General features: G+C 66.4%; 11 protein-coding genes and 1 pseudogene. 7 read left to right on the top strand and 5 right to left on the bottom strand.

Annotated elements, in window-relative coordinates; translation table 11 throughout:
• Nucleotides 1-296: 296 nt before the first annotated feature.
• Nucleotides 297-614 carry a tyrosine-type recombinase/integrase gene (locus ACFFRH_RS43705; RefSeq protein WP_386164056.1) on the bottom strand — a complete coding sequence of 106 codons (318 nt, stop codon included), beginning with the start codon at nucleotides 612-614 and terminating at the stop codon, nucleotides 297-299.
• Between the two features lie 11 nt (nucleotides 615-625).
• Nucleotides 626-832 carry a hypothetical protein gene (locus ACFFRH_RS43700; protein WP_344749660.1) on the bottom strand — a complete coding sequence of 69 codons (207 nt, stop codon included), beginning with the start codon at nucleotides 830-832 and terminating at the stop codon, nucleotides 626-628.
• Between the two features lie 198 nt (nucleotides 833-1,030).
• Here ACFFRH_RS43700 and ACFFRH_RS43695 point away from each other — a divergent pair, with 198 nt between their 5' ends.
• The 4 genes from ACFFRH_RS43695 to ACFFRH_RS43680 all read left to right on the top strand — a co-directional run bounded on the left by ACFFRH_RS43695 (nucleotide 1,031) and on the right by ACFFRH_RS43680 (nucleotide 4,172).
• Nucleotides 1,031-1,483 carry a hypothetical protein gene (locus ACFFRH_RS43695; RefSeq protein ID WP_386164053.1) on the top strand — a complete coding sequence of 151 codons (453 nt, stop codon included), beginning with the start codon at nucleotides 1,031-1,033 and terminating at the stop codon, nucleotides 1,481-1,483.
• 55 nt (nucleotides 1,484-1,538) lie between these two features.
• Complete coding sequence (locus tag ACFFRH_RS43690; protein WP_344749664.1) at nucleotides 1,539-2,012, top strand: DUF3995 domain-containing protein; 474 nt, start codon at nucleotides 1,539-1,541, stop codon at nucleotides 2,010-2,012.
• A gap of 285 nt (nucleotides 2,013-2,297) precedes the next feature.
• On the top strand, nucleotides 2,298-3,494 hold the full coding sequence (locus ACFFRH_RS43685) for a sensor histidine kinase (RefSeq protein WP_344749666.1): 1,197 nt from the start codon (nucleotides 2,298-2,300) through the stop codon (nucleotides 3,492-3,494).
• A gap of 24 nt (nucleotides 3,495-3,518) precedes the next feature.
• A complete protein-coding gene (locus ACFFRH_RS43680) occupies nucleotides 3,519-4,172 on the top strand; it encodes a response regulator (RefSeq protein ID WP_344749667.1) in 654 nt (217 codons plus the stop codon).
• Here the strand turns inward: ACFFRH_RS43680 and ACFFRH_RS43675 are convergent.
• The gene (locus ACFFRH_RS43675) at nucleotides 4,142-4,582 is read right to left on the bottom strand and encodes a hypothetical protein (RefSeq protein ID WP_344749668.1); all 441 of its coding nucleotides are present in this window, start codon (nucleotides 4,580-4,582) and stop codon (nucleotides 4,142-4,144) included. The two genes, ACFFRH_RS43680 and ACFFRH_RS43675, sit on opposite strands and share 31 nt — an antisense overlap.
• 621 nt (nucleotides 4,583-5,203) lie before the next feature.
• A complete protein-coding gene (locus tag ACFFRH_RS43670; RefSeq protein ID WP_344749669.1) occupies nucleotides 5,204-5,416 on the bottom strand; it encodes a hypothetical protein in 213 nt (70 codons plus the stop codon).
• Nucleotides 5,417-5,573: 157 nt separating this feature from the next.
• On the opposite strand from ACFFRH_RS43670, the gene ACFFRH_RS43665 reads away from it, so the two are divergent.
• The 3 genes from ACFFRH_RS43665 to ACFFRH_RS43655 all read left to right on the top strand — a co-directional run bounded on the left by ACFFRH_RS43665 (nucleotide 5,574) and on the right by ACFFRH_RS43655 (nucleotide 12,532).
• Nucleotides 5,574-8,945 (top strand): NACHT domain-containing protein, encoded by a 3,372-nt coding sequence (locus ACFFRH_RS43665; RefSeq protein ID WP_344749670.1) that lies wholly within the window; start codon nucleotides 5,574-5,576, stop codon nucleotides 8,943-8,945.
• Between the two features lie 558 nt (nucleotides 8,946-9,503).
• Nucleotides 9,504-9,824 carry a hypothetical protein gene (locus ACFFRH_RS43660; protein ID WP_344749671.1) on the top strand — a complete coding sequence of 107 codons (321 nt, stop codon included), beginning with the start codon at nucleotides 9,504-9,506 and terminating at the stop codon, nucleotides 9,822-9,824.
• Between the two features lie 455 nt (nucleotides 9,825-10,279).
• Complete coding sequence (locus ACFFRH_RS43655; RefSeq protein WP_386164048.1) at nucleotides 10,280-12,532, top strand: FG-GAP-like repeat-containing protein; 2,253 nt, start codon at nucleotides 10,280-10,282, stop codon at nucleotides 12,530-12,532.
• 363 nt (nucleotides 12,533-12,895) lie between these two features.
• On the opposite strand, the pseudogene ACFFRH_RS43650 reads toward ACFFRH_RS43655, so the two are convergent.
• Nucleotides 12,896-13,194: pseudogene (locus ACFFRH_RS43650) on the bottom strand (hypothetical protein); the annotation flags it as partial.

Raw genomic sequence — 13,194 nt, 5'->3', positions numbered from 1 at the left:
AGTACCAGCCCGAGCTCCTGGCCGGGTTCATCGCCCAGACCGGCCTCATGATCTCCGAGCCGATGTAACGCTCGGCTTTCTCGCTCAGTACAGCAGTGCCGTAGAGCAACACCGCCTTACACGATCACACGCTGCCAGCCCGTATCCACCCCCGATCAGGGCGAGACGTTTTTGACGAGGCGTCTGTCCTCTCCCACAGATCAGAAAGTTGGGGTTTCGAGTACCTCCGGCCGCACACATGCGAGAAGGCCCCTGAACAGGCGTTACGCCGTCAAGGGCCTTCTTCGTTGTGCTGCTCAGCCGGTCTCTTCGGTGTCGGTGAGAGCCAACCTGGGAGCCAAAGGTGCGGGTCTGCCCAGCAGAGCCCCGGAGGTCGCCGCCGACGCCGCCCGCTTGTCCCCCTCCATCAGATGCCCGTAGACATCCTTGGTGATCGCGAAGCTGGCGTGCCCGACGACGTCGGAGACGACGCGCAGCGGCGTGCCCTGGGCGAGCATGAGCGAGGCACCGAAGTGCCACAGCTCGTGCGGATGCCAGTGACCGAGGCCGGCCTTCCGCGTCGGCTTCGAGAACAGGTGGGAGAACGTGTCGGGGTCGGACGGATTGCCGAGCATCGAGGGGAAGATCAGCCCGTGCTCGGTCCACTCCTCTCCGGCCTGGAGATGTTCCGCTGCTCCGCGACCTCGTCGAGAAGCCTGTGCGACTGGTCGACCGTGAGCGTACGGCCCTCGCCGGTGTTGAGCCGGGGAGGCATGGACAGCGCCGCGACGTTCCGCGCCACCAGGTCCTCACGCTCAGCCTGTCCGAGTGCCTTGCGCAGGACGGCTCGCATGATCCGGGCACTGTTGGGCTTGTACTTCGCCCGCTTGGCCTGGACGTCGGCCCGGAACTCGATCAGCCACCGGACTTCGAGATTCGAAAAGGACCGGGAACGCGCTCAAGGGGGGCCGCTGGTGCTCCCTCGTCTGGGGGAGGGGCCTCCCCCACTGTGGGGAATGACGCCTGGCCTGTGGCTTCTACCCTCGTGGTCATGGTTACTTCTGATCGCCGGCGACGCTGGCCGGCGTACGCGGTGGCGGTGCTGTTCCTCGGTTACGCTGCGGGGAAGGCCGCTTTTGCTCTGCAGGCCCGGCTCGGGTTTCCGGGCGGCCCGCCCGTGTCGGCTGCCGAGACTGGAAGCTATTTCATGGAGGCGGCCACCGCACAGTGGCTCGCAACCGCGTCCGGCGTGTTGGGTGCGTGCGTCGCCCTCGCCACGGTCACGGCGCTCGGGCGCCGGGTGCCGAGAACGTTGATGCTGCTCGTGCTGGTCGGGATGCTGTTGGCCGTTGGTGGCGGCGCGGGGATCATGATCGTGGACGGGTTCGTCGGCATGGGTGTGGGCTGGCGGTGGTATCACGGAGTTCTTGGAATCCTCGTGATCGGGCTGTTTTTGGAGATGACCCGGTCCTACGCGGCGGTGACGAGACGTGTCGCGGGCTGATCGGGCGCGGATGGGCGCATACGGGGCCGCGGTGTGCGCCGCGGCGTACGGATCGATGAAGCTCGCCCAGGCGCTGGGGGCCAATGCACTGGCCGACAAGGACCCGCTCCCCCCACACCTGCGCGAACAGCTGCTCGCACGTGATCCCCTGTTCGTGGCAAGCCACTGGTTGCTGGCCGGTGCCGCGGTGGTCGGTGTCATCGTCGCGCTGGCCACCGTGAGGCCCTGGGGTGCGAGAGTGCCGCGCCGGCTACTGCTCTTGATCACCTGGACGCTCGGAGTCTTCATGATCGTTCGGTCGATCGGCGTGGTTGGGTTCGGCTTCGTCGGCGACGTGCTGCTGTTGACCGGGGTTCGCCCGCCCCCGGTCGGGCATGCCTCGCTGGCTCGCGACCTGGCACGTTGGGATCTGCTGCTGTGGTCGCCGTTCTTTCTTCTCTGGGGGGTGTGCTGGGCAACGGCCGGATGGCGGTTGGGCAGAGCGAGCGGGGTCGTGCCTGCGGAGCGGTGTGAAGGCTCGACGAGGTAAGTGCCGCGGGCAGGACATCATCCCGCGCGTCGCTCGCCGCGGGATCGAATCCGGTCGGTGCCTGGGACGATAACGCTGGATCGTCGTGCGGACGGTCTTCTGGCTGGCCGGATGCCCTCATTTGCTACCGTCTGGTCACCAAATGAGACGACGCCTAAGGAGGCGATCGCTCCCTGCTGATACGTGTCTACTCCTCTGGGGCATCGGGATGGGCATCGCCACACTGCTCTACGCCCACTGGACTCGCCCGTCGTGCGGTGTCTGCGGTTAAGGATGATTGAAGGCATGCTGTCACCCCTTGTCGGCCGTGCCACCTATCTGCGGTGGGTCTGTCTCGTCCTCGGTGGAGCGCTGCTGATGCCGTACGTGATGGTGGCTTCCATGATCGGTGGTCTGACCGGGGTGTCGGCCGCGTCAGGCGACGCGCTCCAGCCGCTGGTTTTCCTGGCGGTGCTGCCGCTGGTGGCGCTGACCGGGCTGGTGTTGCCGGTCCGGGCGCTGGAGGTGACGGCGGCGCGTAGCCTGCTGGGTGCCGAGATCGACCCACTGCCCGCCGAGCGGACGGCCGGGGGGCGGAGCTGGGGTGAGCGGCGGCGCACCGCCGCCTGGTTCACCCTGCACCTGGGGGTCGGCGGGGTGATGGCGGGGCTGACGCTGGCGGCGGTTCCGTTCGTGGTCGTGGCGATTCTGCTGCCGGTCACCGATACCCCGTTCGACCTGGGGTTCGCGTCCACCTTGCGGGAGGTCTGGTGGGGCGGCCCGCTGTTGGGCGTCACCCTCCTGGTCGCGCTCGTCTACCTGACCGCCGGGGTGGGCGCGCTGCTGGCCCGGTCGGCGCCGAAGCTGCTAGGTCCCTCACCCGCCCAGCGGCTGGCGCTGCTGGAGGAGCGGGTCCGCCGCCAGGCGGTCCGCAACGGCCTGGCCCGTGAACTGCACGACTCGATCGGGCACGCGCTGAGCGTGGTGACCGTGCAGGCAGGGGCGGCCGCCCGGGTCCTGGACCGCGACCCCGTGGCGGTCCGGGCCGCGCTGGGGGCGATCGAGGAATCGGCGCGCGCGGCGCTGGAGGAGCTGGATCAGGTGCTGGGGGTGTTGCGCGAGCAGGAAGACGAGCCGTCCACGGCCCCGGCGCGGACGCTCGCCGACCTGAGCGGCCTGGTACATGGGACCGGCGCCGCCGCTGAGGTCACCGGCGACCTGGCCACCGTGCCCACCGAGGTCTCCCGGGAGGTCTACCGGATCGCCCAGGAGTCGCTCACCAACGCCCTGCGCCACGGGACCGGTCCGGTACGGTTGGCGCTGGCCGTACACGACGACCATCTGGAGCTCGACGTGTGCAACCCGGCGGGACGGGCGCCTGGCAGGAGTGGGCGCGGCATCGGTGGCATGCGCGAGCGGGTCACGCTGCTGGGCGGCGACTTCGACGCCGGTCCCGCAGGCGGAGAGTGGCATGTGTCAGTACGGCTGCCACTCCGTCCCTGAATGGTGGTGGATAGTGTCGGGCGCATGCCGATTCGTGTGGTCATCGCCGATGACGAGGATCTGATCCGGACCGGCCTGCGGATCATCGTCGACACCGAACCCGACCTGGAGGTGGTGGGCGAGGCGGCCGATGGAGCGGCAGTGGTGCCGGTGGTTCGGACGACGCGGCCCGACGTGGTGCTGATGGACGTGCGGATGCCCGCGGTGGACGGCATTCAGGCCACCCGGCTGCTGTTGGCGCTGCCTCAGCCGCCCAAGGTCATCGTGGTGACCACCTTCAACAACGACGACTACATATATGACGCGTTGCGCGCGGGGGCCAGCGGCTTCCTGCTCAAGCGCAGCCGGCCCAGCGACCTGGTGCAGGCCGTCCGAATCGTCGCCGCCGGGGAATCGCTGCTGTTCCCGGCCGCGATCCGCGATCTCGCCGCGAACCGTCAGAGCCGGTACGCCGCCACCCGTGCCGTCCCCGGGCTCGGGAAGCTGACCGCGCGGGAGGCCGACGTGCTGCGGCTGATGGCCTGTGGCCGGTCCAATACCGAGATCGCCGCCGAGCTGGTCATCGGGGCTGAGACGGTGAAGACCCATGTCGGCAACGTCCTGGCCAAGCTGGGGGCGCGCGATCGCACCCAGGCCGTCATCACGGCCTACGAGTCCGGTTTCGTCTCCCCCGGCTGAGCTGAGACCACGATGAGATCGTCCGGTTTCTCTACCCCGCTGCTTTGAACCACCTCGCTGATGAGCGGCTGCCTGACATCTACATTCCACAGTTTCGCCCCGTCTTCGGGGTCGACGGCGAGATAACCGGCCCGCCGCTCGCGCAGCCACACCACGCCGTCGGTGAACTCGGCAGCCGAAGCCGAGAGGTCGGCATCGTGACGGAAGAACTGATCGACGAGTCCCGATGACAGCCGAATGGCCACAACGGACCGTGGGCCGCACGGCATCAGGCAGCGGTCAGGGGCGACCAGGGTGAACGCCGGGCGATGGTCGGTGTCTGCCAATGGCTCCGGCAACCGCCAGCGGCCCAGTTCCCTGCCATCACGTGGATCGATCAGCCACGCTTCCGAACCGCTCCCCGACAGCACACCGCCCGCCGTCCCAGGGCAGAGGAGGCATCGTGGCCGTGGGTCGCTGTGTCCGCCATAGAGGCCGTCTGTCCTTCAGGTTGAAAGCGGCCCATGGGTGTGTAACCGCGCCAGTCGCCGACGATGACCGTCTCCGCGGCAGCCACGACATGTCCCGAGCTTCGAGTACCTCCGACCGTACACATGCAAGAAGGCCCCCTGAACAGGCATTACGCCCTCAGGGGCCTTCTTGGTTTCTTGATCGTTCGAGCTTCTTGCTAACAGGACGTCTTTCCTACTCGCCGACGGCATCCACGAAGATGTCAGCCGCGAAGGCTCCCGCTGCCCGGATTACGCGAGTGTAGACGCAAAGCGTGATGGACGGGTCGCCATGGCCGAGCTAGGCGGCGACGACATGGGCGGGACGCCGACTAACAGGATCTCGCCCGTCGTTAACGCATCGGACTGGCGTTGCCCCGGCGCACGATCTGCCGCAGCTTATGCCCTTCTTGATTGGTAAATCTTCGGGCTCGGGCGGGCTCTGCCACCACGCCTCCACGTGCCGAGCCGAGTATGACGACTCATATCCAACCAGTTTGACCCCATAACTGCGAGCACTGGTCCATTTTCCAGGTCACGACGTTAGGGGGTGCGATCTTCCTCCAAGCACGCGCGCACTATCGCCTCACGATGCTCAGATCTGGTGTTCAGCAGGGCCAACTCGATCTGGCGAGAGCGAGCCTGCTGACGGTTACGGTCGGTCAACCAGTTCAACCAGCGGCAGATGAGGATGTAGATCAGCCCGCACAGCAGGATGATGCCCGGATGGGCGCTTAGGGTTTCCAGCACTCTCATGCGTGCTCCTCCTGTCGAATGAATCGAGACCACAGTCCGGCACAGGCGCGGATTTCCGCCACAAGCGCGGAAATTTCCAGGAAACTAGGCGAGTCGAGAGGAGTGGGGTATGTCCGGCGGCCGACCTTCACGGCGAGCATCTGAACCTCGTCCAGAGTTGGTCGAGATCGCCGAGTGGTTCAACAGGCACATGCGCGAGGCGGGGCACAATGGCAACTCGTTGAGGGTGGCCTCGCGGCGGAGATTCCCCCTGACGAAGGATCGCGTTTACGACCTTCTCAACGGCCTGAAGCTTCCGGACTGGGAGCACTTCGAGCCGATGGTGACCCTTATCGGACAGGATCCGGGCGCCGTACGCCCCATGTGGGAGCGAGCGCATCGCCTGTACAAGGCCGGTAAGGAGCAGACGGTCTCGGCCTGGACCGAGATCCCCGTCGCCGACACCCGGTTGAGGGAGCTGCTGGCCGATCAGCGCGACGCCGCCGACCGTTTTCCGTACGACCTGCTCAACGTGTCCAGACCTACCCTCTACGAGGTGTACGTGGAGCAGGACGTGCGACCGGCGGTGTCCGGACCACCCAGAGAAGGAGAGCATGACAGGCGCCTCAACTCCTCTGCTGTCTGCTCTCTCCGCGACGTGCTCGGAAGACACGATCACCTGTTCATCACGGGCGGACCGGGCGCCGGCAAGACCACGCTCGGCAGGCTCTTGGTCCGCCAGATCGCACAGGCGTGGCTCGCCGATCAGGCTGGCGAGACCCCGTGGTGCGAGGAGCCGGTCATTGGACTGTTCATCACCGCCGCCGACGTGCTGACAGGGAGCTGGACCGAGGCGCTTATGACCTCCTGCCGCCCGAGCAGGCTTACTCAGCCCATCGATCCGCAGGTGTTCGCGCGCCGGACCTACGGGGTGCGCTGGCTGGTGGTGGTCGACGGGCTGGACGAGATCTCCTCGCCTGAAAAACGGGCCGAGGTGCTGCGAGCCCTTTCGGCCCGTGCGGAGTACGGCACGCCGTACCGGTTGGTGATTACCGCGCGTCCGCTGCCACAGGAGGAGCTGGAGCCGCTTCGGGATCGATCCGTCGGCTTCTACACGTTGAGCGGCTTCGACAGTGACCGGCAACGAGCCTTCGCCGAGCGCTGGTTCGCCGCGCAGCATGTGCCCGATCCGGCAGCAACGGCTTCTGCTTTCCTGGAGCAGGCGCAGACGGCGGGCCTGGTCGAGCTACTGAAGGTTCCTCTGCTGGCCACGATCGCGGCCACTTTCCACACCAGGTATCCAGACAACCCCCTCCCACGGGGAAGGATGCAGCTCTACGAACGATTCCTCAGGGAACTGGTCGACGCGCGTGGGGGGCAGCGGAGCCTTCGTAAGGCTCTGCGAGCCCGTTGGGAGGAGTTGGCGTGCGCTCCGGCTGCCGACTGGGTGCTCGCGCATCAGGACCGGCTGGTGCTCCACCTGGCGCAGATGGAGGTCGTGGAGACGCGCCCGTTCTCGCTGCTGGCCGAGGCTGCGGACTGGGTACGGAAAAACCTGCCCGCGGACATGCGGCTTCGTGAGGGCTTGGATCGCGATCTCGGGCGTCTACTCACGCTGGCCGGTGTGCTCGTCTTCGACGGGACGGAGTTGTCGTTCCTCCACCGTTCGTTCGCCGAGTTCATAGCCGCAGAGAAAGAGGCGGAGGCGATTCCGGCCGAGTTTCCAGGGCTTGCGGGCTGGACTGAGAAGATCCAGAACGACGCGTCGCGCAATTACGTGTTCTTCACCCTCGCCCACTGGGCGTGTCGGCCGGAGAACCAGGTGAGCACGATCGTCCGGCTCCTGTTCGAGCAGGACCTGCAGCACAGGATCATGGCGCTTCGCCTTGTCACCGCCGGTGTTCCGATGGGGGCGAAGCTGGAAGAGGCCGTCATCAACCGCCTCCTGGGCGAGCCGATGGAGCAGGGGTACCGATTCGTCAACGACGCCGAGAACCAGCTCTTCACGTCGTTGTCCGAGCTGCGTGGGAACACGCGGTTGGCCGAGCGCCTGATCGGTCTCGCTCGCACCCATGGGGCTCCGACGAGCCAACGGGTCGCGGCCGCCGCAGCCTATGCGCGGGTGGCAGACCTCCGCGAGGGAGTCGACCTGCTGAACGAGTTGGGAGAACAGGTAGGGGACCCGACGGGTTTGCGCGCCGTCATCAATCAACTGGCCGAGCTCGACGCGGCAGACATCGTCCGCAGGATCGGGCTGCTGCGCCGGCTGGCCGATTGCGGCAGCGTGTGGGAGCAGTTGGTGGCGCGCTCGGACCTGGTCGACCTCGGCGAAACTGACGGGGCCGTGGAACTGGCTCGCATGATTCTGAGTAATGACGAGCCCTCCGGACAGATGCTGGAGTTCGCCGGCGAAGTGTGGTTGGCCGTGGCCGGCGAGCAGGCTGTTCCCGAGATCCTCCAGGCGATTGCAATTCACGCGAAAAGGGGCGCGTGGGCCCACGCAGGGATTGCGCAGCTGTGGTTCGGAGCCGGATACCCTGCCCTGGCGGAGCCGCACGCCCGCCTGGCCCTGTCTTACGATGCTAATGATGAAGACGTCAGCGAAATCATCGTGTCCTGGACCGAAGCCTGCGGGGTGCAGGGTGCGCTTGAGGCCGCACGGGTGTTCCTCGATTCCTCAGGACAGCACAGCTACCTCCTTTTCTCAGCCAGGGAACTGATAAAACGCGGCCACACCTCCGCTGCGGAGGCGGTGGCGCGAACGGTCCTGCACGAGCCCGACACAGAGCCACTTGAACGCTCCTTCGCGGCAGAACTTCTCGTCTCCGTGGCTGGCGCGTCAGCGGTCGGCGAGGTTCTCCACCGGGTGGATGCCTCCGCTGTCAGCCCGAACGACCTGCCCCGCTTCATAGTGAAACTGGCCAAGCACGACCAGGCAGCCGCGGCCAGCCTCGCGAGCAGGGTACTCACTGATTTCCGGGCCGCCAACGGCACCTTCACCCAGGCCGCAGAACTCCTGCTGGAGGTCAGCGGTCCGGCGGCCGCCGAGCAGATCATCCGGGCTCTCGACGCCCGGCCCACCGGATACACCCCGCTCGCCGCGCAGCTTCTGCCCGTGCTGACCAGGCATCAGGCAGTGGAGGTCACTTCCACGCTCTGCCGCCGCGTGCTCCTCGACCCAGTACGTACTCCAGGTGAGCTCCACTCGGCGCTCCAACACTGGATCGCGGCGGGGCAGGAGTCGTCCGCCGAGGTGGTGGCGTACGCCGAGGCGGTAGGCGGCCTGTCGGGCGACGAACGTGCCCGACTGGCCGCCTTTCTGGAGGAGATCGGCGAGAAGCAGGCCGCGATCTCGCTGTGGTGCAAGGTGATCATCCAGCCCGCGCTGCCGTTGGAGCTGCGCTGGCGGACAGCTGAACGGCTCCTGACCTTGGGTGCGGCCAACGCGGCGATCACCGCACTTGAAAGCGCACTCCAGACGGCGAGCGGGGACGAGGAGAGCCGTCTCTGGCGCCTGCTCAACTGGGTCAGACCCACGCCCTTCGCCTGAAACTTGTCGCGGAGGTCGTTGCGCCGACTGACTGAATGCCAGTCCTAGGTTTCCTATGGCGCCCCTGTGTACGAGCGTGTGCACACTTGCGCTTCTTCTGGGATTTTCATCCTTGTTGGCATTTGGAGAGGCTGGCAGCCGAGTGACTAGTTCGTCGTGGATCGAGACAGAGAAACCGAGAGGGATTTTAGTGGGTTGCCCTGTCGGATCGTGGGGGCTGTTGTACAGCAATGCGTACAGCAACACCCCCTTACAAGATCACATGGTACCGGCCCGCATCCACCGCTTTACCAGAGCAGGAAGCCACTCACGAGGCATCTGCCCTTGCCTACGGATCAGAAGGTCGGGGTTTCGAGTACCTCCGGCCGCACAGCAGCAAGAAGGCCCCTGAACAGGCATTACGCCATCAGGGGCCTTCTTGGTTTCTTGATCGTCCCGGCTTCTTGCCAACACCCTTGCTAACAGGGCAGCTTCCCTGTGTCGGTGACTGGCCGGCCGACCTTCAACGCACTCGCTGACCGGCCGGCTCACTCACCCGCTCTTTGAAAACAGGTCCTGGTGTCCCGCCAGAAATTCGGCTTAGAAGCCTGGAATGCCGATGCGGCAAGGACTGGACGGCCCACGGCCGAGGTGAAGCTGACGGGGCGGGAACAGGAGACGCCGGCGCGTTGGGCGCGGCGGGCGAAGTCGTCGCAGGTGCTGGCGATGCGGTCGAAGATCGTGCTGAGCGTGTTCGCCGACGGCGGGGACCTGCCGTGGGCGATGGCGATCGGTATCGGCCTGTATCACAACCCGCCGGAGCGGGCGGTGGTGCTGTGCGTGGACGATCACCGACTGGAACGCCAACCCCCAGCCGTTCGTATGGAAGAAGACCGCTGACGAGATCCTCGACTCACTCGCCCGATATCCACAGCGAATTTCTGACGCGGGACACCGGCTCAGCTCCGGTCTCGGCGGGTGGCCTACCGGTGATCGGTAGGGCCGGAGACTTCCGCGAGGTGTCGCCGCTCGCGCACCCGCGCTGTGCAGCCCGCGGTCGGCGCGTCCACGAGCCGTTGAGTCTGACGGGCTGGGGGCCCTTGCTGTTCATGCGGCGGTAATTGGCCGTATTTCTCTCCCTGATTGGATCATGAGTGGCCTCGGGTGAACCGCCCTGATGGGTCATCGTCTGCGCAGGTGGAGGTTCGGTGCCCGGAACCGGCGGGAAAAGGTTCGTGTCGTCCAGGCGCATCCGACGATGGGGCAGTGCCGCGGTCGCTCTGCTCCTCGCCCTGGTCGTGGTCTTCCCGCCGGGTATGGAGCCGTCGGCGCTCGCCGCGACGAAGCATACGGCTGTGTTCGAGTTCGATGTGCCCGAAGGCCTCCTGGACAGTGAGGTGGCGCAGTGGGTGACCGAGCTCAATCAACGTAATTCGCTTTTGGGCGACACCCTCGAGGAGGAGTTCAGCCGCAACGACATAGAGCTGCCGGGCGGGACCGCGGATGTCACGTGGCCCGAGTTCGACGGGCTGATCGAGCTCACCCCCACGACCCTGTCGATCACGGTCGAGTCGGACGTGTCTGTTACGGATGTGAGCAAGTGGGCAGTCATCGGCGTGGCCGCCGCCGGGGTCGCGGCTTGGGTGTTCGTCCGGGCTACCTGCACGGCCGGCATGCTGTTGAGCATGCAGATGCCGGCCGCCCAGGTCATCTGTGCGCCTATGGCGACGTTCTTCAGCACATTCACGATGGAAGCCATCGCGTTGCGCCTCCTGAACCTCCAGCGTGACTGGACGGCGTGGGTCGCGGCGCTTGGAGTGGCGATGGTCGCGGCGATCGGCCCGGGGGTGTGGGAAAAGTATCTCTCGGGCTGGGTGCAGGCGAACGGCCCGGCGCTGATGAGAGCCCTCGGCAACACGCTCGTGAAAGCGGGCCGTGGGCTGTGGTGGTTCGGCAGCACGGTCGTGAACGGCGTGACCTGGCTCGGCGGCTTTCTTATCGACAACGCGGTCGCCTTGGCCGAGGCCCTGCAGCGCGGTGCCCGTGCCCGGTGGCAGGACCTGCGGGTCATGCCTCTCGGGGACTCGATCACCTACGGGTTGGAAAGCACGGACGGAAACGGTTACCGCAGGGAGCTGTTCGACAAGCTGGCCGCCCGGCTTCCGGTGGATTTCGTCGGCAAGGTTCGGTCCGGAACGATGGCCGACAACCAGCACGAGGGTCATCCTGGCTGGCGCATCGATCAGATCGCGACGTCCGCGGTCTGCTCCGTGGACCAGTTCCAGCCGAACGTGATCACGCTGCACGCCGGGACCAACGACATGAACCAGGACTTCAACCTGTCACAGGCACCCCAGCGCCTGAAGAACCTCATCAGCCAGGCCTTGCTGGATTCGCCGAGGGCGGTGGTGGTGGTCGCGAAGTTGATCCCGACCGGCAAAGCCGGCCTGCAACCGCGCATCGATGCCTTCAACGCTCAACTGCCCCGAATCGTCGGTGAGCTGCGCGCGGACGGGAAGCGTGTGGTTCTCGTGGACACCGATGATGTCAAGGTCACCGACGGCCTCCAGAACGACTCCCATCCTGACGATGACGGCTACGACAAGCTCGGGCGGGCTTTCTACGACGGCATCCTCACAGCCCACTATCACGGCTGGATCCAGGACGCCGCCGACGAAAACCCAGCTACCAACTGCGATGACGCCCCCGGTGACGAGACCGATTCCGGCGAGACCGCGCTCGGCGCCGGGTGGCGCAAACTGGGCGTCATCGCCCCCGGTATGCAACGGCCCGCAACGTACGACCGCACCGAGCTCGCCGAGATGAACGGCGACAGGCGGGCCGACTACGTGCAGATCCGTAAGGACGGCACGATCCGGGTCGCCATCAACACCCAGGACGAGCCCGGTCAACCCACCTGGCTCTACTGGGGCGGCGGGACAGGAATCCTCGCCCCGACCGGCTTCGCCCATCCGGTGCCCTCGGATCCGTCGGCGCCGTCCATCGCCGACGAGATTCGGTTCGCCGACATGGATGGCGACGGCCGCGACGACTGTCTCCTCGTGTCGGCGACCGGAAAGATGGAAGTCTTTTACAACGACGGCCCGTCGGGGTTTACGCGCAAAGCCGGTGACATCGCTCCGGTCAGCAACGTCAATCGCGACCACATCCGATTCGCCGACGTCAACGGTGACGGCCGCGACGACTACCTCCGCCTGGGCGCCACCGGCGAAGTACACGCCTACGTCAACTACCCGACGTCGCTCGATGCCGGTGCCACCCGGACCACCGCGTGGCAGGTGAGGCTGAGCTGGGCGCCCGGAGTCAACGGGGCCAGCCGGTTCAACCTGCGCTTCGCCGACGTCAACGACGACAGGCGGGCCGACTACCTCATGGTCGGCGAGTACGGGAACGTCCACGCCTACCTCAACAAGGGCGGTAAGGACGCCGGCGGATTCGAAGGCCACCACGACTTCGCCCACGAGTCCTACTATCCCGGCAAGTACGTCCAGTTCAAGGACATCAGCGGCGACGGAAAAGCCGACTACCTCGTCGTCTACCGCGAAGGCGCGGTTCGTGCCTGGCTCAACAGAGGCGGAAACCTCTGATCCTCGGCAGCAAACCGTCACCGCACCCGGGCACCGAACGGCTGCGGTCGTCGTCGGGCAGATGGTTACCGAGTTCCTCATCATCGAGCGGCGCATCGTCGGCGTTGCCAAGCGATGATCGCCCTCGCCCCACGACGCCTCGATCGCGTCGGCCGCCGCACCGTGCCCATCAAGATCAGCCGTGGTTGCGTCGAGGCTCGGCGTGTGGTCGTCGGTCGGGGTGGTTCGCCGGGCCGACGCAGGTCGACGAAGGTCACTCCCTGCGAAGCCCGTGGGTGGCGACAACCCGAGTACAATACGGCGGCCGGCGGGTCCTCGCCTGCTTCTGGTGCTGTGACCGGAAACGTTGGCCGGGTTGGGCGGTCAAACCGCAGCTGACAGCGGTCGGCCACCCCAACGGATGCCTTTCTCGCCGCGGATACGGGCGCGTTCGCGGCGTTGGGCTGCCAGCACGTCCGGGTGGCGGGCGTTGAGATCGCGCCAGCGCAGGTAGGCGTGCAGAGTCCGGGGCTGGACGGTGTGGTTGGGGTGATCGGAACTAGCGATGGTGAACAGGCGCAGCGGCCCGAAGTGGGCCTCGTCGGGTAACCCCGGCGCATTGCTGCGCCGGGGTCCCCTCAGAACCGGCCGTGCCCGCTTTCCAGGCAACCGGCTCAAGCAAG

The organism is Streptosporangium vulgare (assembly GCF_042428775.1).
Classification (GTDB): domain Bacteria; phylum Actinomycetota; class Actinomycetes; order Streptosporangiales; family Streptosporangiaceae; genus Streptosporangium; species Streptosporangium vulgare.
The sequence above is the reverse complement of the archived record's forward strand: the minus strand, read 5'-3'. Positions and strand labels throughout refer to the sequence as shown.

Bases quoted from the DNA above. Each gene is read 5' to 3' on its own strand.
- ACFFRH_RS43685 (WP_344749666.1), top strand. From the start codon at position 2,298: ATGCTGTCACCCCTTGTCGGCCGTGCCACCTATCTGCGGTGGGTCTGT.
- ACFFRH_RS43690 (WP_344749664.1), top strand. From the start codon at position 1,539: ATGAAGCTCGCCCAGGCGCTGGGGGCCAATGCACTGGCCGACAAGGAC.
- ACFFRH_RS43700 (WP_344749660.1), bottom strand. From the start codon at position 832: ATGCGAGCCGTCCTGCGCAAGGCACTCGGACAGGCTGAGCGTGAGGAC.
- ACFFRH_RS43705 (WP_386164056.1), bottom strand. From the start codon at position 614: ATGCTCGGCAATCCGTCCGACCCCGACACGTTCTCCCACCTGTTCTCG.
- ACFFRH_RS43670 (WP_344749669.1), bottom strand. From the start codon at position 5,416: ATGAGAGTGCTGGAAACCCTAAGCGCCCATCCGGGCATCATCCTGCTG.
- ACFFRH_RS43695 (WP_386164053.1), top strand. From the start codon at position 1,031: ATGGTTACTTCTGATCGCCGGCGACGCTGGCCGGCGTACGCGGTGGCG.
- ACFFRH_RS43680 (WP_344749667.1), top strand. From the start codon at position 3,519: ATGCCGATTCGTGTGGTCATCGCCGATGACGAGGATCTGATCCGGACC.